Source organism: Polymorphospora sp. NPDC050346, assembly GCF_040655695.1.
Lineage (GTDB): Bacteria > Actinomycetota > Actinomycetes > Mycobacteriales > Micromonosporaceae > Polymorphospora > Polymorphospora lycopeni.
In genome coordinates this window covers 390338-410544 of sequence record NZ_JBFAKM010000002.1, presented here as the reverse complement: position 1 = coordinate 410544, position 20207 = coordinate 390338, and the positions used below count along the sequence as shown (strand labels likewise).

At 72.6% G+C, this 20207-nt stretch carries 17 protein-coding genes and 1 riboswitch; of the genes, 13 read left to right on the top strand and 4 right to left on the bottom strand.

What is annotated here, in order from left to right; genetic code table 11:
• Nucleotides 1-68 precede the first annotated feature (68 nt).
• The 9 genes from AB0I42_RS04380 (at nucleotide 69) to thiC (ending at nucleotide 8564) form a co-directional block, all read left to right on the top strand.
• Complete coding sequence (locus tag AB0I42_RS04380; protein WP_357534077.1) at nucleotides 69-674, top strand: methyltransferase; 606 nt, start codon at nucleotides 69-71, stop codon at nucleotides 672-674.
• 43 nt (nucleotides 675-717) lie between these two features.
• On the top strand, nucleotides 718-2397 hold the full coding sequence (locus AB0I42_RS04375; RefSeq protein ID WP_357534075.1) for an ATP-binding cassette domain-containing protein: 1680 nt from the start codon (nucleotides 718-720) through the stop codon (nucleotides 2395-2397).
• Nucleotides 2398-2431: 34 nt separating this feature from the next.
• Entirely contained in the window at nucleotides 2432-3373 is a 942-nt protein-coding gene (locus tag AB0I42_RS04370) for an aldo/keto reductase (RefSeq protein WP_357534150.1), read from the top strand.
• Between the two features lie 51 nt (nucleotides 3374-3424).
• Nucleotides 3425-3532, top strand: a riboswitch (TPP riboswitch).
• Nucleotides 3527-4159 carry a thiamine phosphate synthase gene (thiE, locus tag AB0I42_RS04365; protein WP_357534073.1) on the top strand — a complete coding sequence of 211 codons (633 nt, stop codon included), beginning with the start codon at nucleotides 3527-3529 and terminating at the stop codon, nucleotides 4157-4159. (Overlaps the previous riboswitch by 6 nt.)
• On the top strand, nucleotides 4156-5238 hold the full coding sequence (gene thiO / locus AB0I42_RS04360) for a glycine oxidase ThiO (RefSeq protein ID WP_357534071.1): 1083 nt from the start codon (nucleotides 4156-4158) through the stop codon (nucleotides 5236-5238). Before thiE ends, thiO begins: the two co-directional genes overlap by 4 nt.
• Before the next feature lie 31 nt (nucleotides 5239-5269).
• Nucleotides 5270-5470: a sulfur carrier protein ThiS gene (gene thiS, locus AB0I42_RS04355; protein ID WP_357534148.1), complete on the top strand. Its 201-nt coding sequence runs from the start codon at nucleotides 5270-5272 to the stop codon at nucleotides 5468-5470.
• A complete protein-coding gene (locus AB0I42_RS04350; RefSeq protein ID WP_357534146.1) occupies nucleotides 5470-6249 on the top strand; it encodes a thiazole synthase in 780 nt (259 codons plus the stop codon). Before thiS ends, AB0I42_RS04350 begins: the two co-directional genes overlap by 1 nt.
• On the top strand, nucleotides 6246-6893 hold the full coding sequence (locus AB0I42_RS04345; protein WP_357534069.1) for a thiamine phosphate synthase: 648 nt from the start codon (nucleotides 6246-6248) through the stop codon (nucleotides 6891-6893). The genes AB0I42_RS04350 and AB0I42_RS04345 overlap by 4 nt, the downstream gene beginning before the upstream one ends.
• Before the next feature lie 87 nt (nucleotides 6894-6980).
• Nucleotides 6981-8564 carry a phosphomethylpyrimidine synthase ThiC gene (gene thiC / locus AB0I42_RS04340; RefSeq protein WP_357534067.1) on the top strand — a complete coding sequence of 528 codons (1584 nt, stop codon included), beginning with the start codon at nucleotides 6981-6983 and terminating at the stop codon, nucleotides 8562-8564.
• Nucleotides 8565-8567: 3 nt separating this feature from the next.
• Here thiC and AB0I42_RS04335 read toward each other — a convergent pair whose 3' ends face one another.
• From AB0I42_RS04335 to AB0I42_RS04325, 3 genes are all read right to left on the bottom strand, one after another.
• Entirely contained in the window at nucleotides 8568-10577 is a 2010-nt protein-coding gene (locus AB0I42_RS04335) for a hypothetical protein (RefSeq protein WP_357534065.1), read from the bottom strand.
• A gap of 100 nt (nucleotides 10578-10677) precedes the next feature.
• Nucleotides 10678-11628 (bottom strand): LLM class F420-dependent oxidoreductase, encoded by a 951-nt coding sequence (locus AB0I42_RS04330; protein ID WP_357534063.1) that lies wholly within the window; start codon nucleotides 11626-11628, stop codon nucleotides 10678-10680.
• Nucleotides 11629-11630: 2 nt separating this feature from the next.
• Entirely contained in the window at nucleotides 11631-12416 is a 786-nt protein-coding gene (locus AB0I42_RS04325; protein ID WP_357534061.1) for an ABC transporter ATP-binding protein, read from the bottom strand.
• Between the two features lie 241 nt (nucleotides 12417-12657).
• Here AB0I42_RS04325 and AB0I42_RS04320 point away from each other — a divergent pair, with 241 nt between their 5' ends.
• Entirely contained in the window at nucleotides 12658-13680 is a 1023-nt protein-coding gene (locus AB0I42_RS04320) for an ABC transporter substrate-binding protein (RefSeq protein WP_357534059.1), read from the top strand.
• 102 nt (nucleotides 13681-13782) lie between these two features.
• On the top strand, nucleotides 13783-14613 hold the full coding sequence (locus AB0I42_RS04315; RefSeq protein ID WP_357534058.1) for an ABC transporter permease: 831 nt from the start codon (nucleotides 13783-13785) through the stop codon (nucleotides 14611-14613).
• A 74-nt stretch (nucleotides 14614-14687) separates the two neighbouring features.
• On the opposite strand, the gene AB0I42_RS04310 is transcribed toward AB0I42_RS04315, so the two are convergent.
• Nucleotides 14688-15872: an ABC transporter substrate-binding protein gene (locus AB0I42_RS04310; RefSeq protein WP_357534056.1), complete on the bottom strand. Its 1185-nt coding sequence runs from the start codon at nucleotides 15870-15872 to the stop codon at nucleotides 14688-14690.
• Nucleotides 15873-16347: 475 nt separating this feature from the next.
• Here AB0I42_RS04310 and AB0I42_RS04305 point away from each other — a divergent pair, with 475 nt between their 5' ends.
• Nucleotides 16348-19725 carry a nitrate- and nitrite sensing domain-containing protein gene (locus AB0I42_RS04305; RefSeq protein WP_357534054.1) on the top strand — a complete coding sequence of 1126 codons (3378 nt, stop codon included), beginning with the start codon at nucleotides 16348-16350 and terminating at the stop codon, nucleotides 19723-19725.
• A complete protein-coding gene (locus AB0I42_RS04300; RefSeq protein WP_212822939.1) occupies nucleotides 19725-20138 on the top strand; it encodes a roadblock/LC7 domain-containing protein in 414 nt (137 codons plus the stop codon). The genes AB0I42_RS04305 and AB0I42_RS04300 overlap by 1 nt, the downstream gene beginning before the upstream one ends.
• Nucleotides 20139-20207: the final 69 nt, after the last annotated feature.

The window sequence follows — 20207 nt, the reverse complement described above, 5'->3', positions numbered from 1 at the left end:
GAACAGTACTTTTCGCACCATAGGAGCCAGGAGCGGTGCCGGGTACGCCGTGGGCGAGAATGCCTGACGTGACCGGCGACCACTACTTCACCGCTGAACCGACCAGCCCCGATCAGCGCCGCGACATCGAGTTCACCGTGGCGGGGCACGGTCTCACCCTGGTCGCCACCGGCGGCGTCTTCTCCGCCGGGCGGCTCGACCCCGGCACGGCCGTACTGCTGCGCAAGGGCGAGTTGCCCGTGGCCGGTACCACCGGCCACCTGCTCGACCTGGGCTGCGGTTACGGGCCGATCGCGTGCGCGCTGGCGACCGTCGCGCCGGCCGCCACCGTCCACGCCGTCGACGTCAACGCCCGCGCCCGGGAACTCGCCGCCGAGAACGCGGCCCGGATCGGCGCCGCCGACCGGGTCCGGGTCGCCGCGCCCGACGACGTACCCGACGACGTCGTCTTCGCCCAGATCTGGTCGAACCCGCCGATCCGGATCGGCAAGGCCGAACTGCACGCCATGCTCACCCGCTGGCTGCCCCGGCTCGCGCCGGACGGGGTCGGCTGGCTCGTCGTGGCCCGGCACCTCGGCGGCGACTCGCTCCACCGCTGGCTGGTCGATCAGGGTTTCCGGGTCGACCGGCACGCCAGCCAGAAGGGCTACCGGGTACTGCGGGTGACCCGCTGAAACCCGCTGTCGCCGGACCGGTCGGTTCGGGCACGATGCCCCGGTGGGTTATGTAGACGTCGCCGGGGTCGCGCACACGCTGCCCGACGGCCGCCAGCTGTTCGCCGACGTGTCGTTCCGGGTCGGTGAGGGCGCCAAGGTCGCCCTGGTCGGCCCGAACGGCGCCGGCAAGACAACGCTGCTGCGCATGGTGGCCGGCGACCTGACGCAGCAGACCGGTGCCATCGCCCGGTCCGGCGGGCTGGGCGTGATGCGCCAGTTCATCGGCATGATCGGCGACGACACCACACTGCTCGACCTGGCGCTGTCGCTGGCCGCCCCGGTGCTTCGGGACGCCGGCCGGCGGGTGGCCGCCACCGAGGTGGCGCTGCGCACCGCCGAGGCCCGCGGCAAGTACAGCAACGCGGCCGGCAAGGCGCAGATGGCGTACGCCGACGCGCTGGCCGCCTGGGGCGAGACCGGCGGCTACGAGGCCGAGGTGGTCTTCGACACCGTCGCCACGATCGTGCTCGACCAGCCGTGGGACGCCGTCCGGGACCGACCCGTACGCACCCTCTCCGGCGGGCAGCAGAAGCGGTTCGCGCTCGAACTGCTGCTCCGCGGCACCGACGAGGTGTTGCTCCTCGACGAGCCGGACAACTTCCTCGACGTACCCGGCAAGCGCTGGCTCGAACGGCGGCTGCGCGAGTCGGCCAAGTCCGTGCTCTACGTCTCGCACGACCGGGAGTTGCTGGCCCAGACCGCCGACCGGGTCGTCGCCGTCGAGGGCGGCAGCGCCTGGACCCACCCGGGCGGGTTCGCAAGCTGGCACGAGGCCCGGGTCGCCCGCCACGACCAGCTCGAGGAACGTCGGCGGCGGTGGGACGAGGAGCACCAGAAGCTGCGTGAGCTGATGCTGATGTACAAGCAGAAGGCCGCGTACAACGACGGGATGGCGTCGCGCTACCAGGCGGCGCAGACCCGGCTGCGCAAGTTCGAGGAGGCCGGTCCGCCACCGCTGCCGCCGAAGGACCAGGCCGTCCGGATGCGGCTCACCGGTGGTCGTACCGGCAAGCGGGCCGTCATGTGCGAGCAGCTCGAACTCGACGGCCTGACGTACCCCTTCGACGTGGAGATCTGGTACGGCGACCGGGTCGCGGTCCTCGGCGCCAACGGCACCGGGAAGTCGCACTTCCTGCGGCTGCTCGCCCGCGGCGGCACCGACCCCGATCCGGCGAACGTGCCGGTCGACGTCGGGGTGACACTGGCACCCGTCACCCACGACGGGGTCGTACGGCTCGGGGCCCGGGTCCGGCCCGGCCATTTCTCGCAGACCCACGACCGGCCGGAACTGATGGCGAAGACCCTGGTCGAGGTGTTGTGGCGCGGCGACGACCATCGCGACGGGATGGACCGGCACGCGGCGATGGCGGCGCTGGGCCGCTACGAACTCGCCGGCCAGGGCGACCAGCGGTTCGGCACGCTGTCCGGCGGGCAGCAGGCCCGGTTCCTGGTGCTGCTGCTGGAGTTGTCCGGGGCGACCCTGCTGCTGCTCGACGAGCCGACCGACAACCTCGACCTGGCCAGCGCCGAGGCACTCGAAGAGGGGCTGCGGGCCTTCGACGGCACGGTGGTGGCGGTGACCCACGACCGGTGGTTCAGCCGGTCGTTCGACCGCTTCGTGCTCTTCCGTGGCGACGGCGAGGTGGTCGAGGTGCCCGAACCGGTCTGGGACGTCGCCTGACGCCGTCCCGCATAGGCTCGGCGGCATGACTGAGATGCGCTACCGCCGGTTGGGTGACTCCGGGCTCGTGGTGTCCGTGGTCGGCATCGGCTGCAACAATTTCGGCCGCAAGCTCGACGCCGCCGGCACGAAGGCGGTCGTGGACGCCGCGATCGACGCCGGGATCAACCTCTTCGACACCGCCGACATCTACGGCAACCCGCACGGCGCCTCCGAGGAGCAGCTCGGTGCGGCGCTGCGTGGGCGCCGGGACGAGGTGGTGGTGGCCACCAAGTTCGGCATGAACATGGAGGGGGCCAACGGCGCCGACCGGGGTGCCCGTGGAGCCCGCCGGTACATCGTCCGGGCCGTCGAGGCGTCGCTGCGCCGGCTCGGCACCGACCACATCGACCTCTACCAGATGCACGAGCCCGATCCGGCGACGCCGATCGAGGAGACGCTGTCGGCGCTCGACGATCTCGTCCGCGCCGGGAAGGTCCGTTACCTCGGCAACTCCAACTTCGCCGGCTGGCAGATCGCCGACGCCGAGTGGACCGCCCGGACCCGGAACCTGACCCGGTTCGTCAGCGCCCAGAACCACTACAACCTCATCGAGCGGGACGCCGAGACCGAGGTCGTGCCGGCCTGCGAGCGGTTCGGGCTGGGCCTGCTGCCGTTCTTCCCGCTGGCCAGTGGCCTGCTCAGCGGCAAGTACCGGCGCGGCGAGAGCGCGCCGCAGGGCACCCGGCTGGCCGAGGACCGGTGGGCCAGGCGGCTGGCCGCCGCGCCCTGGGACCTGATCGAGTCACTGGAGAAGTTCGCCGCGGAGCGCGGCCGCAACCTGCTCGACGTCGCCATCGGCGGGCTCGCCGCCCGCCCCGCGGTCACCTCCGTGATCGCCGGCGCGACCACCCCGGACCAGGTACGCGCCAACGCGCGGGCCGGCGCCTGGGAGCCGTCCGCCGAAGACCGGGAGGCGCTCGCCACCCTGCTCTGACCTGGTCCCCCCTTTACGGGGACCGGACGGCAGACGTACTCTCGGTCGCGGAAGTGACCCACGGGAGCCCGGTGCACCGGGCTGAGAGGGGGGCTGCAGCCCCCGACCGTCGAACCTGATCCGGGTAATGCCGGCGCAGGGAGGAGTGCTGCTGTGCCGTCTTTCGGACGACTGCATCTCGTGACCGACACCCGGCCGGGCCGGGATCCGCTCGCCGTCGTACGGGCCGCCCTGTCCGCCGCCGGCGCCGAACTCGTCGTACAGGTCCGGGTCGAGGACCTGGCGAGCGACCGGGAGGCGTACGACCTGGCCGGCCGGGTCACCGACCTGTGCGCGGCGGCCGGAGCGACCTGCCTGGTCAACGACCGGCTGCATGTCGCGCTCGCGGTCGGCGCCGCCGGCGGTCACGTGGGCGCGCTCGACCTGCCCGTCGACGCGGCCCGCCGGGTGCTCGGCCCGGACGCGGTGCTCGGCGCCACCGCGCGTACCGGGGAGGCGGGGCGGGCGGCGGTGGCGGCCGGGGCGACCTATCTCGGCGTCGGGCCCTGCTACCCGACGTCGACCAAGGACGGGCTGCCGGCCCCGATCGGGCCGGCCGGGATCGCCGCGGTGGCCGGCGCGGTCGACGTGCCGGTCATCGCGATCGGCGGGGTGACCGCGGCCAGCGCCCCGGAACTCGTCGCGGCCGGTGCGTACGGCGTGGCCGTCGTCGGCGCCGTCTCGTCGGCCGCCGACCCGGCCCGGGCCACCGCCGAACTGCTCGCCGCGATCACGGCCGTCCGATGAGGCCGGACGTCGCCGTCGTCGGCGCCGGGCCGATCGGACTCGCCATCGCATGGCGCTGCGCCGCCCGGGGGATGAGCGTGGTCGTCCACGACCCGGCCCCCGGTTCGGGAGCGTCGGACGTGGCGGCCGGGATGCTGGCCCCGGTGGCCGAGGCGTACTTCGGCGAGGAGGAGCTGACCTCGCTGCTGGTCGCCTCCGCCGCCCGCTGGCCCGGCTTCGCCGCCGAACTCGCGCGGGCCGCCGGCACCGAGGTCGGCTATCGCGACGAGGGCACCCTCGTGGTGGCCCTCACCGCCGACGACCTGGCCGAGGCGGAGCGGCTGTGGACGTACCAGCGAGGGCTGGGGCTGCCGATCACGGTGCTGCGCCCGGCGGAGCTGCGGGCCCGCGAGCCCGGGCTCTCGCCGCGGGTGCGCGGTGGCGGGTACGCCCCCGACGACCACCAGGTCGACCCCCGGCGCCTGGTCGTCGCCCTGGCGGCGGCGGCGCGGCAGGCCGGGGTACGCGTCGAGCCGACCACGGTCACCGATCTGTCCACGGTGGACGCGGGCACGGTGGTGGTGGCCAACGGCGTCGGCGCCGCCGCACTGGCCGGCGTGCCGGTCCGGCCGGTCAAGGGCCAGGTGCTGCGGCTGCGCGCGCCGGACGGTGCCGCGCCCGGCTTCCGGCACGTGATCCGGGGCTACGCCGACCGGCGGCACGTCTACCTCGTGCCGCGCGCCGACGGCGAGGTGGTGGTCGGGGCGACCGTCGAGGAACGGCTCGACGACACCGTCACGGCGGGAGCCGTACTCGATCTGCTGCGGGCCGCGACCGACCTGCTGCCGGAGATCGCCGAATACCACCTCACCGAGACCCGGGTCGGCTGGCGGCCCGGCACGCCGGACAACGCCCCGATCATCGGTGCGCTGCCCGGCCGGCCGGGAGTGGTCGTGGCCACCGGGCACTACCGGCACGGCATCGTGCTGACGCCGCTGACCGCCGACCTGGTCGCGGACCTCGTCACGACCGGGGTCCCCGACCCGGTGCTGGACCCGTTCGGGCCGGCCCGCTTCACCACCGATCCGACGCCGAACTGAGAGCGGAGGCACGCCCGTGCCGGACGATCCGATCGAACTCACCGTCAACGGGGCCACCCGCCCCTTCACCCCGGGTACGACCGTCGCCGCGGTCGTCGCCGCCTCGACCACCCAGCACCGCGGCGTGGCGGTGGCCGTCAACGGCGAGGTGGTGCCGAGGGGCGCCTGGCCGGCGACCACGCTGCGGCCCGGTGACCGGGTCGAGGTGCTGACCGCGGCCCAGGGCGGCTGATCGCGGTGTCGTCGTTCGAACTCGGCGGGCAGACCTTCACCTCGCGACTGATCCTCGGCACCGGCGGTGCCGCGAACCTCCACGTGCTGGAACGGGCCATCCGGGCGTCCGGCACCGAACTGGTCACGCTCGCGCTGCGCCGGGTCGACACCGCCGCCACCATGCAGGGCGGGCTGCTCGACCTGCTCGACCGGTGCGGGGTACGGCTGCTGCCGAACACCGCCGGCTGCTACACCGCCACCGAGGCGGTGAAGGTCGCCCACCTGGCCCGCGAGGCGTTCGAGACGGACTGGGTGAAGCTGGAGGTCATCGGGGACGAGCGCACCCTGCTGCCGGACGGGGTGGAACTCCTCGCCGCCGCCGAACGCCTGGTCGCCGACGGGTTCACCGTGCTGCCGTACACCTCCGACGACCCGGTGCTGGCCCGCCGGCTGGCCGACGTCGGCTGTGCCGCGGTCATGCCGGCCGGGGCGCCGATCGGGTCCGGGCTCGGCATCAGCAACGAGCACCACATCCGGCTGATCACACAGTCGGTGGACGTACCGGTGATCCTCGACGCGGGCATCGGCACCGCGTCCGACGCCGCCCGGGCGATGGAACTCGGCTGCGCCGGCGTGCTGCTGGCCAGCGCGGTGACCCGGGCCGCCGACCCGGAGCGGATGGCCACGGCGATGCGGCACGGGGTCGAGGCCGGCTGGCTGGCCGCCGGTGCCGGCCGGATCGCCCGCCGGTCCCACGCCCTGGCGTCCACACCGGACGACGGGCGGCCACAACTGTGACCGGGCCGGGCGGCGTCGTCGTCCTCACCGACCGTCGGCTGGCCCACCGGCCACTGGTCGACGTGGTGCGGGGCTGTGTCGACGGCGGCGCCCGGTGGGTCGTGCTGCGGGAACGGGACCTTCCCCGGGCCGAGCGGACCAGGCTCGCGGACCGGCTGCGCGCCGTGCTCGCCACGGTCGGCGGGCGACTGGTCGTCGCCGGCCCCGACCCGTTGGGCGGCGACGCCGTGCACCTGGCCGCCGCCGACCCGTATCCGTCGCGGGCGCCGTCGCTGGTCGGCCGGTCCTGCCACGACGAGGCCGAACTCGACCGGCTGTCCACAGAGGACTACGTGACGATGTCGCCGGTCTTCCCGACCCCGTCCAAGCCCGGCTACGGACCACCACTGACCGTCGACGGGCTGGCCCGGCTGATCCGGTATTCCAGCGTGCCGGTGCTCGCCCTCGGCGGCATCCGTACCGCCGCCCAGGTCGCCCGGTGCCACGCCGCCGGTGCGGCCGGCGTCGCGGTGATGGGCGTCGCCATGTCCGCCGCCGACCCGGCGGCCACCGTCGCGGCGCTGCGCGCCGGCTGCCCACCGCGGGCCGGTTCCGGCGGCGGCGATCCGCAACCCCCGGCCCGCCGCGGCCGGCAGTCCGGCTGAGCGTCATCCAGAGAAGAAGTTTGTCGTGAGCGGGCGGAGCGGCCGGCTCGGCTCGCGTCATGACGACGAGCGAAGCGAGGAGATGTCATGCAGGCACGCCGCAAGGTCTACGTCGAAGGTCCACGACCGGACATCCAGGTGCCGTTCGCCGAGGTCGAACTGGCCGGCGACAACCCACCGGTCCGGCTCTACGACACATCGGGTCCGGGGTCCGATCCGGAGACCGGACTGCCCCCGCTGCGCGGTCCGTGGATCGCCGAGCGCGGTGACGTCGCGCCGGTCCGCGGCGGCGGCAGCCCGCTCGCCGGCACCCGGCCCACCCAGCTCGCCTACGCCCGCGCCGGCCGGATCACCCCGGAGATGGAGTTCGTCGCGGTCCGCGAGGGCGTCCCGGCCACGGTCGTACGGGACGAGATCGCCGCCGGCCGCGCCGTCCTGCCGGCGAACGTCAACCACCCCGAGTCCGAGCCGATGATCATCGGAAGCCGGTTCCTGGTGAAGGTCAACGCCAACATCGGCACCTCGGCGGTCACCTCGTCGGTCGCCGAGGAGGTCGACAAGCTCACCTGGGCGACCCGCTGGGGCGCCGACACCGTGATGGACCTGTCGACCGGCAAGCGGATCCACGAGACCCGCGAGGCGATCGTGCGCAACTCGCCCGTGCCGATCGGCACCGTGCCGATCTACCAGGCGCTGGAGAAGGTCGGCGGCGACCCGGTCAAGCTCTCCTGGGAGATCTTCCGGGAGACCGTGATCGAGCAGGCCGAACAGGGCGTCGACTACATGACGGTGCACGCCGGGGTGCTGCTGCCGTACGTGCCGCTGGCCGTCGACCGGGTCACCGGGATCGTGTCGCGCGGCGGCTCCATCATGGCCGCCTGGTGCCTCGCGCACCACGAGGAGAACTTCCTCTACACGAACTTCGCCGAGCTGTGCGAACTGCTCGCCCGCTACGACGTGACGTTCTCGCTGGGCGACGGCCTGCGGCCCGGTTCGATCGCCGACGCCAACGACGAGGCGCAGTTCGCCGAGCTGCGTACGCTGGGCGAGCTGACCACCGTCGCGTGGGAACACGACGTACAGGTGATGATCGAGGGGCCCGGCCACGTGCCGATGCACAAGATCAAGGAGAACGTCGACCTGCAACAGGAACTGTGCCACCAGGCGCCGTTCTACACCCTCGGTCCACTCACGACGGACATCGCGCCGGCGTACGACCACATCACCTCGGCCATCGGCGCGGCGATGATCGGCATGTTCGGCACCGCGATGCTGTGCTACGTCACCCCCAAGGAACACCTCGGCCTGCCCGACCGCGACGACGTCAAGGCCGGCGTGATCGCGTACAAGATCGCGGCGCACGCGGCCGACCTCGCCAAGGGGCACCCGGGGGCGCAGGCCTGGGACGACGCGCTCTCCAAGGCGCGGTTCGAGTTCCGCTGGGAGGACCAGTTCAACCTGTCGCTCGACCCGGAGACCGCGCGGGCGTACCACGACGCCACCCTGCCGGCCGAGCCCGCCAAGACCGCGCACTTCTGCTCCATGTGCGGCCCGAAGTTCTGCTCGATGAAGATCACACAGGAGCTGAAGGAGTACGCCGAGCGCGGCATGCGGGACAAGTCGCAGGAGTTCGTCGACTCCGGTGGCCGGGTCTACCTGCCGCAGGCGTAGCGGTCACCCACCGGGCGGGCGGTCGGACGTACGCAGCGACAGGCGCGGGCCGGGGTCACGGCGCGGCTGGTCGTCCGCCGGGGCGGCCGTCCCGAGCCCACTGACCCAGTCGACGTAGTCCTCGTCCTGCGCCTTCGCCGGCTTCCGGCCCCGACCCTTCGCCGGCCGGTCGGCCAGCTGCTCGTCGACCGGCGGCTCGGGCTCCTCGACCGGGTTGCCGGTCGGGGCCGGCTTGCGGCGGAACAGTTTCCGGCGGGGCCGGACGGTGTCCGTGGGCTCGGCGTTCCCGTCGTCCGCCCCGGTGCCGTCCGGCTCGACGGGCGTCTCGGCCGGCTTCCCGCGCCGCCGCGATCGGCCGCGCTCCTTGTCTCCGATAGGGGCGGTCGGACCGGCGGCTGGCACGGAGTCGTCCAGGCCGGCCTCGATGCGGTCGATCAGTGACGTGCCGAGGTTCGGGCGGGCCGGATCGGCTGGCGGGGCGACCCGCTCGGCTGGTGGGGCTGGCGGGGCGACCCGCTCGGTGGGCGGGGCGATCGGCTGGGCCGGACCCGCGCCGGCCGGCTCCGGAACACGGGGCGCCGGTGCCGGCCGGGGCGCGGGTTCGGGCGTGGGCCGTACAACGGTTTCGGGAACCGGCCGGGGTGCGGGTTCGGGCGCGGGCCGTGGGACGGGGCGGGGTGCCGGTTCGGCCGTCACCCGCGCGGCGGGTTCGGGCGAGCGCTGGGTGGAATGAGTCGCGGGTTCGGGAGAGCGGGGCCGGGGCGGAGTCGACGGCTCGGACGGGCGGGGCGTGGGCCGGACCGGTTCCGCTTTCGTCAGTACCGGCAACACGGTGGTGGCCGGGGCCGGTGGCTCGTTCCCGGTGGTGCCGACCGGCACCGGTACCGGCTCCGTCGCTGGTGCCGGTACCGGATCCGTCGTTCGATCCGGCACCGCCGAGGGTGCCGGCTCCCGGGCCGGCTGCGTCGGCACGCTCGGCGCATCCGACACCGTCACTTCGGTACGGTCCGGCCCGGCGCTGTCGGACCCGTCGACGGTTGGCGTCGACTCGCTGGTCGTCGCCTCGGTGTCCGGCCGGCGGAACTTCAGCCGGTGCCGGCCGCCGGCCCGACCGGCCGCCGTGCCAGTGGCCGTCGAACCATCGGCAGTGTCCGGGCGGGGTGCCTGGCCCGGCAGCCTCGTCAGCACCGCGAGCACCGATCCGACCGCACCGGTGGCCACCGCGAGCAACGCGGCCCAGTAGGGATTGGCCTGGTAGCGGTCGGCCGAGTCACCCGGTCCGGCGGCCAGGTAGGCGAAGGCCAGCAGGGCCGGCGCGACCGCTCCCGACAGGGCGGCCGGCACGACCGGATGGCCACGGAGGCGGGCCAGCACGCCGAGCCCGGCACCGGCCACCAGGGCCAGTGCCGGCATGACGACCAGCGCCAGCCGCCCACCGGCGCCGGTGCCGAGCCCGGCCGGGTCGAACACCCCGAGGCGTACGTCCGGCGGGGCGGCCGCCGGCCCGAGCGACGGAACGACCGAGAGCAGGGCGAGCAACCACACCGCCGCGATCGAGGCGGCGACGTTCCAGCCGATCGCCCGTTGGGTGAGCGCCGCGACGGCGGCGGCCGCACCGACCAGGGCGCCGAGGGTGGCGGCCAGGCCGACGGCCCCGACCGGGTCGGGCGACGCGACCAAGGCCGCGCGCGCCGGAAGCATGGCCAGCGGTGCGACGGCGGTGGCGCCGAGCCCGGCCACCACGGCGTATGCGATCCGGATCCCGATCGGCGTCGCGAGCCTGTGTCGCCGGGCCAGCCGCTCGGCGGCGAAGCCACCGGCCACCGCGGCGATCGCGGCGAACCAGGTCACCCAGGCGAGCTGGGCCGGCCACAGGTTCTGCGTGGTGCCGTCGAAGAGACGGGCGAAGCGTACGAGCCCCAGCCCGTATGCGATGCCGAGCTGGCCGGCTCCGGCGAGTGCGCCGACGCCGAGTGCCGCGAGCAGCACCTTGCCCCAGGTCCGATAGGCCATGCGGGCACGTTACGGCCAGCGGTGGTGAATCGCTACCCTTCGTCCGGACATGACCCGACCTGTGCCGGCACCCCGCATGCGGGCAGCCAGCACGGGTGGGTCACCGCGCCGGGTCGAGCTGGGGGAGCACTTGGTCGGCGATGAGTTCGAGATGGTCGAGGTCGGCCATGTCGATCAGTCGCAGATGTACCCGCGTCGCGCCGATGGCCGCGAACTCGCCGATCCGTTCGACGAGCCTGGCGGGGGAGCCCACCACCGGGTCCTCCGGCGGCAGCGCGCTCTTGACGTGCAGCGGAGCCGCCCGCCGCTCTGCCTCGGCGTCGGTGCGACCGATGGCCACCACGATGCCCGCCGACAGGGTCAGTGGCCGGCGTCCGCTCTCGGCCCGGCCGGTCCGGTCGGCCGCCTCGGCGACCCGCTCGTACGCCTCGGCGGTCTCGGCGACCGACTTGAACGGCATGTTGAACTCGTCGCCGTAGCGGGCGGCCAGTTCCGGGGTGCGCTTGGCGCCCCGACCACCGATGATCACCGGCGGGCCGGGCGTCTGGACCGGCCGGGGCAGTGCGGGCGCGTCGACCAGTTGGTAGTGCTCGCCGTGGTGGTTGAACCGCCCGTCGGCCGGGGTCGCCCACAGGCCGGTCAGGATCGCCAACTGCTCCTCGAGCCGGTCGAACCGCTCGACGGTGCGCGGGAACGGGATGCCGTACGAGATGTGTTCGCGCTCGTACCAGCCGGCGCCGATGCCGAGGTCGACCCGGCCGCCGCTCATCTGGTCGACCTGCGCCACCTGGATGGCGAACGGCCCGGGCAGCCGGAACGTGGCCGAGGTGACCAGCGTGCCGAGCCGGATCCGGCTGGTCTCCCGGGCCAGGCCGGCCAGCGTGATCCACGCGTCGGTCGGGCCGGGCAGGCCGGGGTCGGCACCCATCGACTGGAAGTGGTCGGCGCGCAGGAAACCCTCGAAGCCGCTGTCTTCCACGGCACGCGCGAAGCGGAGCTGGTCGGCGTAGCTGGCGCCCCGGTGCGGCTCGGTGAAGATCGTCACTCGCACGGTCAGCGTCCCCCCACGCCCGCGGCCGCCGGCGGCTCCCGCTCCATCAGGAGTTCGTGCAGGTCGGCGCTGCACCTGGCGACCTCTTCGAGGTGCGCGTTGCGGCCGAGGCTGCGCGGGCGCGGGATGTCGATGTCGACGACCTTGCGGATCCGGCCAGGGCGGGGGCTGAGCACGACCACCCGGTCGGCGAGCAGCACCGCCTCGTCGATCGAGTGTGTGACGAAGATGATGGTCGCCTGGTTTTCCATGTGGATGCGCTGGAGTTCGACCGACAACTCTTCGCGGGTGAGCGCGTCGAGTGCGGAGAACGGCTCGTCCATCAGCATCACTTTCGGCGAGCTGATGAGCGACCGGCACAGCGACACCCGTTGTTGCATGCCGCCGGAGAGTTCGTGCGGCAGCCGCTTCTCGAAGCCGGCCAGGCCGGCCAGCTCCAGCAGTTCGTGGGCGCGGTCGACGTATTCGGCCTTGCGCCAGCCGAAGATTTCGACGGGCAGCAGCACATTGTCGAGTACCGAACGCCACGGCAACAGGGCCGGACGTTGGAAGAGCATCGCGATGTCGCGGCGGGCCTTGGTCACCCGCTCGCCGGCCACCTTCAGTTCGCCCCCAGTCACCGGCAGCAGTCCGGCCACCAGACGCAGCAATGTGGACTTACCGCAGCCCGAACGGCCGACGACGGCGACGAACTCGCCCTGGCGAATCTCGAGGTCGATGCCCCGCAACGCCTCGACGGTCCCGGTGCGGGTGGTGAAGGTTCGGGACACCCCGTGGAGCTCGATCACCCGAGTGGCTCCCATCATCGGATCAATAGCCTGGCCAGGCTAGCCGCATCGGCTGGGAAGCACTAGACGTCTGGGGCTGGCGATTTTGTGGCCGTTCCGCAACCTGATACGCGGGGTGAGCTAATCGTGACCTTCTCGTACGCTGTGCCGCGAACATTCCTCACACCGCGGCACTGGCCACCCCTCGGCGCGGTGCCGACCGGCTCAACAACTCCCCTCTGGTTGGGAAGGAAACGTCTCCATGACAAGGCTCACCCGTACGATCGCCGTTGCGGCGTTGGCCACGGCCCTCGCGGTCGTTTCCGGCTGCAGCGGCTCGAACGAGTCGGACGGTTCCGGGAGCGACGGCTCCCTGGAGAAAGTGACATATCTCACTTCGTTCGGCAATTTCGGTCGTGACTCGTACGCCTGGGTTGCGAAGGACAAGGGGTTCTTCGAAGAAGCCGGCTTCGATGTCGAAATCAAGGCCGGCAACGGCACCGGTGACAACATCAAGAACATCGTGGGCGGTCAGGCCGAATTCACTCCCATCGACCTGACCGGTGGTCTGCTGCAGATGGGTAACGGCCAGGCGAAGGACTTCGTCGCGGTCGCGGCCATCCAGCAGCGTACGATGGCCGCGATCATCGCCCTGGAGGGCGCTGGCATCACCACCCCGAAGGACCTGGAGGGCAAGAAGCTCGCCGACACCCCCGGCTCGGTCGTGCGTAACCTCTTCCCGACCTACGCCAAGCTCGCCGGTGTCGACGCCACCAAGGTGGAGTGGGTCAACGGCCAGGCGCAGACCCTGATCGGGACGCTCGCCGGCGGGCAGGTGGCCGGCATCGGCCAGTTCGTCGTCGGCAAGCCGACCGTCGAGACCGTCGCCAAGAAGCCGGCGGTGGTGCTGCCGTACAGCGACATCATGACCGACCTCTACGGCATGGTGCTGATCACGTCGTCCAAGCTCGCCAAGGAAGACCCGGACAAGGTCCGGCGCTTCACCCAGGCGCTGCTCAAGGGCCTCGAGTACAGCATCACCCACCCCAAGGAGTCCGGCGAGATCCTCAACAAGAACGTCACCACGGCCCCCGCGGCCCCGGCGGCGGCCGAGCTCGAACTGATGGGTGCCTACGTCCGGTCGGCCGGATCGGGTGCCGCGGTCGGTGTGCTCGACAGCGAGCGGGTCGCCCGCAGCATCGCCATCCTCCAGGGCGCCGGCGCCATCCCGCCGGGCCTCACGCCCGAGCAGATCATCGACTTCGACGTCACGCCGAAGTCCTGACCGGACCGTCCCGAAACAGGGGTACGCCCACCGCTCCGCGTCGGTGGGCGTACCCCTCGCGTCACCCCGGCTCCGCGAGCCGGACGAACTGAGGAGTGAAAGATGGCCGAGTTGACCGAGGTCCGGGCAGCCCCGGCAGTGGTCCCGGCACGACGGCGCAAGGGCGGTGGCAGCGTGGCGGTGGTCGGGCTGCCGGCGCTCGGGCTGGTGGTCGCGCTCACCGTCTGGTGGCTCGTCACCTCCGTATTCAACCTGATCCACCCGGTGGTCCTGCCACCGCCGCAGGACGTGCTGTCGGCGTTCAACGCCGTCCCCGCGCGGCTGCTCGAAGCGACCCTCGCGACGACCCTGGAGACCGTCATCGGTTTCCTGCTGTCGACCGTCGCGGGTGTCCTCATCGGTCTTGCGCTGGCCAGCTCCCGGCTGGTCGAGCGGATGTTCTCGCCGCTGCTGGTGGCGGTCAACGCGGTGCCGAAGATCGCACTCGGGCCGCTGCTCGTCGTCTCGCTCGGCTGGGGGCAGAAGCCGATCCTGACGATGGTCTTCCTGCTGTGCTTCTTCCCGATCGTGCTGTCCACCGCCACCGGTCTCACCTCGACCCCGGCGGACCTCGCCGAACTCGCCCGGTCGCTGGACGCCTCGCGCTGGCAGGCGTTCCGCAAGGTACGGCTGCCCGCCGCGCTGCCGCAGATCTTCGTCGGCCTCAAGGTCGCCATGCCGCTCGCCGCGATCGGCGCCGTCATCGGCGAGTTCCAGGCCGGCGAGGGCGGCCTGGGCTACGAGATCGTGCAGACCAGCGGGATCGGCGACAGCGCGACCGCCTGGGCCGCGATCATCCTGATCGCCCTCATGAGCATCGTGCTCTACTTCGCGCTCGTCCTGATCGAGCGGCTGGCGCTGCCCTGGGTCCGCGAGACGACCTCGTCACGCTGACCCCGGCACGAATCCGCCGTACGACGCAGCAGGGGCCGCCCCGAACCGGGGCGGCCCCTGCGTGGCACTCGCGGTCAGCCGGCGAGCCGCCAGCGGCCACTACGGGCGACCAGCATCGTCAGCGCCTGCGGCATCAGGCCGGAGTGGTTGTCGGGAGTCATCCGGATCGGGCCGGACAGCCCGTCGAACTGTGACGTCTCGAGCACGTCGCGGATGCCGTCCCGGTTCGGGGAACCGGAGTCGCCGTCGCCGGCCAGCACCGAGTCGACCACGAGCTGCAGGGCATCGGCGGCGAACGACGAGATGCCGTCGTAGCCGCCGTACCGGGCGGTGTAGTCCCGGAACCACTGCTTGCGGGCGGCCTTCGCCGGCGTCGTCGCGATGACGTCGTCGATGACCATGGTCTGGGTGAACACCATGGTCGCGCCGTTGGTGGACTCGCTCGCGTTGCCGCCGAAGAACAGCCCGCTCGCGGCGGCGGCGTCGAAGTAGAGCTCACCGTCGAAGTTGGCCTGGCGGGCGGCGGCCGAGGCGGCGAGCGCCTGCTCGGGGCCGGTCCAGACCACCAGCGCGTCGGTGTTGCCGCTGGCGGCCGAGCGGACCAGCGACTCGATGTTGGTGGCGTCGGGCTTGACCGCCTGGGCGCGGTTCAGCCGGATGTTGGCCTTCTCCAGCTCGGCGGTCAGGGCCGCCTGGCCCTCCCGGCCGTAACCGTCGTCGGTGTACAGCAGCGCGGCCCGGGCGACGGTCTTGCGCCGCAGTTCGCTGACGAGCGCCGCGGCACTGTCGGCCGCGTTGAGCCCGAGCTTGAACATGTAGCGGCGCTCGGCCGCCGGCGACGCGATCTCGTTCGCCGGAGCGAGGGCGACCGTGGGCAGCTTGTTGTCGGCGACGGTCGGCAGCGCGCCGATCGCGCACTCGCTGCAGCCGCCCATGATGACGGCGCTGACCGAAGTGTTCTTCGCGAAGTCGCTGACGTTACGCAGCGACTCGTTGGCGTCGGAGCGGTTGTCTTTCATGTCGACGCGGACCTTGCGGTCGCCGAGCACACCGGACTCGTTGAGCTGCTCGGCCTTGAGTTCGAGCGCCCGCCGGTATGCCTCGCCGTACGCCGACGCGGAGCCGGACAGCTCCAGGTCGGCACCGACGACGATTTCGCGTGTGTCGCGTTCTTCCTGGGTGAACTGGCAGCCGGCGAGCGACGATGCCAGAACGGCCGCGGTGAGCGCCGTGATGCTCACGGAGCGGATGCGCCTCAACTGAATCCTCCATGTTGCGCGGAGATGCCGCGGCGGAGCCGGGAACCATGGCCGATGCCGGTCGACCAGAACCGAACCGCAGTGGATGGAACGTGATGGTCTACCGTACGGTCTGCGCGAAGCCTTCAAACCTGGAGAACCTTGCCAACGGAGGGGTATCCGGGTCAAGCGGCCGACTGTTCGACTCTGGGATAGTGATCCCACGATCTGGCGAGGGGCCCCCGCCGTAGACCATTACTTTGCGGACACATGCCACCACTCTGACGATATCTGAGCTGTTCAGGGCGTTGTGGAAACGAAGGTGTTGAGTGATTCGAATAGGGCTTCGACGGTCTCCGACCGATTCCCGCCCAGTTGAGGCTTCCCAAGACGGGCTGCTTCTGATGAAATCGCGGCCGTGCCGCGTGCGGCGCCATCCGCTGCAGGAGGCAACGGTCGGTAGGTCACACGTAGAGAAAACGACGGAGGCGATGTCGTGAGCACCGGACCTACTAGCCTGCCCGGAAATGGCACGCAGGAGCATGGTGCGCGGCGCCGCTTGTTCCCTCGGCTGAGGGACACCCGGATCCGCTCGAAGCTCGCCCTCATCCTTGTCGTTCCCGTCGCCGCCGTCATGGCCCTGGCGGGAATCCGACTCGTCGACGTCGTCCAGGAAGCGTCCGCCGCCAGCATCGTCCGCTCGCTGACCGCGCTGTCGATCGACGTCTCGGCCCTGAACCACGATGTCCACCAGGAACGGATGGCCGCCGCGGCACTCCTCGCCACCCCGAACGCGGAGCCCGACGCCTTCAACCTGGCCGTACGCCGCACCGACGAACGGATCAGCGCGTACGAGTCCGAGCGACGGGCCATCGGTGAGGTCCCGGGCTCCGTCGAGGACCGGCTCGACGTCATCGACAGTCACCTCGCCACCCTGGCCGCCACCCGCCAGCAGGTCCTCGAGAGCGACGAGATGCCGGTCGCCGAGGTCGTGCTGCGCTACGGCGTGATCCTCACCGACCTGGTGTCGTACACCGACGCGGTCGCGCAGCTCTCCGGTGACGACGGCGTCGGCCGCAGCCTCCGTGCGGTCGCCGCCTTCATCAAGGCCAAGGCCGCCACCGCGGAGGAGCAGGCGGTCGCCTTCGCCGCGCTGACCTCCGGGCAGCTCGACGAGGAGCAGTACTCGTCCTTCGTGGCCACCCTCACCAGCCAGCAGGAGGCGCTCCTGGCCTTCTCGCTGGCCGCCACCCCCGCCCAGCAGAACCTGGTCGAGTTCACCGTCACCGGTGACGCCGTCGTGCTCGCGGACCAGACCTCCACCGAGCTGACCCGGTCGGTGGGCGGCCAGGCACTCATCACCGCCACCGACGCCTCGAACACCATCGGCGCGGTCAACGACCTCATGCGGTGGGCCGAGATCCAGCTCGAGGCGGACCTCCTGGCGGAGGCCGAGGAGGTCACCGCCACCGTCATCCGGCAGGCCATCACCGAGGCCGTGATCGTCTTCGTCACCCTGGTCCTCGCCATCGTGCTGGCCGTGATCCTCGCCCGGTCGCTCAACCGCTCGCTGCGCAAGCTGCGTGAAGGCGCCCTCCGGGTGGCCGACCACGACCTGCCCGACGCCGTCAGCCGGCTGCGTGACGTACGCAGCATCGGCGAGGGCGGTGTCGACGAGATCGTGCGCCAGGTCCGGGACCCGATCAAGCTCGACAACCGCGACGAGGTCGGCCAGGTGGCGTCCGCGTTCAACGTGGTCCACCGGGAGGCGGTCCGGATCGCGGCCGAGCAGGCCGCCCTGCGGACCAGCGTCTCGGCGATGTTCCTCACCCTGGCCCGGCGTAGCCAGACCCTGGTCGACCGCATGATCGGTGAGCTCGACATGATCGAGCGTGGGGAGGAGGACCCGAAGCGGCTGGCCCAGCTCTTCGAACTGGACCACCTCGCCACCCGGATGCGCCGCAACGACGAGAACCTGCTCGTGCTCGCCGGTGCCGACTCGACCGCGCCGCGGCGCGACGACGCCCTGCTGGTCGACATCCTGCGGGCCGCGCAGTCCGAGGTCGAGCTCTACAACCGGATCGAGTTCGGCACGGTCGACACCGACATCTCGGTGTCCGCGCAAGCCGTCAACGACGTCGTACGGCTCGTCGCCGAGCTGCTCGACAACGCGACCCGGTTCTCGCCGCCGCACACCACCGTCGTCGCCGACGCCCGCCGGATCCGTGACTACGTGGTCATCCAGGTCGAGGACCGGGGCCTCGGGCTGAGCGCCGACCAGATGGACTCGCTCAACCGACGGCTGGCCGAACCGCCGACCGTCGACGTGGCGGCGTTCCGGCTGATGGGTCTGGCCGTGGTCAGCCGGCTCGCGCACCGCTACGAGATCCGGGTCGAACTGCGGCGCAACGTCGAGGGCGGCACCGTCGCGCAGGTCACCCTGCCGGCCGCCATCGTCGTGCTGCCCACCCGTGGCCAGCAGGACAACATGCTGCCCCGGCCGCGGCAGCCGCTCGCGGTGGACTCGGCCCCGGCCCCCGCGCCGGCCGCCGGCTCGGGCTGGTCGGACGCGATGGCACCGGTCAACGGGGCCCGTACGTCGTCCGCGACGCTGCCCGACGAGTGGCGTCCGCAGCAGCCCGCCACCTGGGACGCCCCGGCCCAGCCGCGCAGCACCGTCGCGCCGATCACCGCCGCGCACAGCGCCGGGATGCAGCCCGCCGGCACCGAGCCGACCGGGATCCAGCCCAGCCTGGCCCCGCCGGCCCTGCCGGTACGTACCCCGCAGGCAGCACCGGCCATCCCACCGGCCATTCCGCCCGCCATCCCGCCGGCACCGTTCGCGCCGGCCATCCCGCCGGCCGCGGCCATCCCGCCGGTGTCCGCGCCGCCGAACGTGGGTACGCCGACGGTCGCCTACCCGGCCGTGCAGCAGTCGCTGCCCCGGCGGCCCGAGGGTGGCGTCGTACCGGCCACGCCGCACGCCCTGCCCCCGGTGGCCGGACTGCCGGCCGGCCCGGTCGCGGGCCTGCCCGCCGGCCCGGCGGCGGGCTTCACCCCGACCCCGCCGCCGGCACCCGTCCCGGCCGCCGCACCGATGACGCCGCCGGTCGCACCGCCGGTCGCGCCCCCCGTGGTGCCGGCCCAGCCGGCCCCGCCGCCGTCGAGCGTGCCTCCGCTGCCGCCCCGACCCGAGGACGCGGCCGAGATGCCGATCTTCCGGGAGATGGAGGCGGTCTGGTTCCGCTCGCACGGTTCGGCGTCGACGGAGATCTTCCAGGTGCCGCCGGGCGGCTACGACTCGCCGCCACCGCCGGTCACGCCGCCGGCCGCCAGCGGTCCGGCCGCCGGCCGGGGCGGACCCGCCGGCGGTGGAGCCTTCGGCGGGGCGGGCGACGCGAGCCGGGCACCGCTGCCGGCCCGTACCCCCGGCCAGTCGGCGCCACCGCGGGGCGCGGAGTCGTACCAGGCCTTCCCGCAGCCGGCCGCCCAGCCGGCGGCCACGCCGCAGCCCGCCGCTCCCGTCGAGCAGCCGGCCCCCGCCCAGCCGCTCGCGGCGACGCCGCCGCCGGCCGTACCGCAGCAGCGTGGCGGTGAGGCGGGCTGGCGTACGGCGGCCGACGAGGGCTGGTCCCGGGCCACCCGGGCGGCCGAGCCGGAAGTCACCGACACCACCCGCTCGGGGCTGCCCAAGCGGGTGCCGCAGGCCCAGCTCGTGCCGGGCGGCGTCGAGGCGACCACCAACCGGGAGCGGTCGCGGCGGACCCCGGACGAGGTCCGCGGTCTGCTGTCCGCCTACCACCGCGGAGTGCAACGCGGCCGGACCGCCAGCAACGAGCAGTTCGGCAGCACCAATAACAAGGAGACCAGCTGATGAACAGGCCAGCAGCTATGCAGGACATGGGTTGGCTGCTCAGCAATTTCGCCGACAGCGTGGCCGGGATCGCCCACGTGGTCGCCGTATCGGCCGACGGCCTGCTGCTCGCCTCGTCACGCGACCTTCCGGCGGACCGGGCCGACCAGCTCGCCGCCATCACGTCGGGTGTCGTGAGCCTCACCGACGGCGCGTCCCGGATGTTCAGCGCCGGGGGAGTGCTCCAGACGGTCATCGAGATGGACAGCGGTTACCTCTTCCTGATGTCCATCAGTGACGGTTCGTCGATGGCCGTGCTCGCCGCGCGTAGCTGTGACGTCGGTCAGGTCGGGTACGAGATGGCGCTCCTGGTCGAGCGGGTCGGGGCGGCACTCATCCCGCTGCCCCGCGAAGCAGTCGCGCCGCGGGCCTGAGCGCCGTGACAGCGAACAGTTTCATGACAGTCCGGCAACGGTGACGTCGCACCGGAACACGAGGAGGTG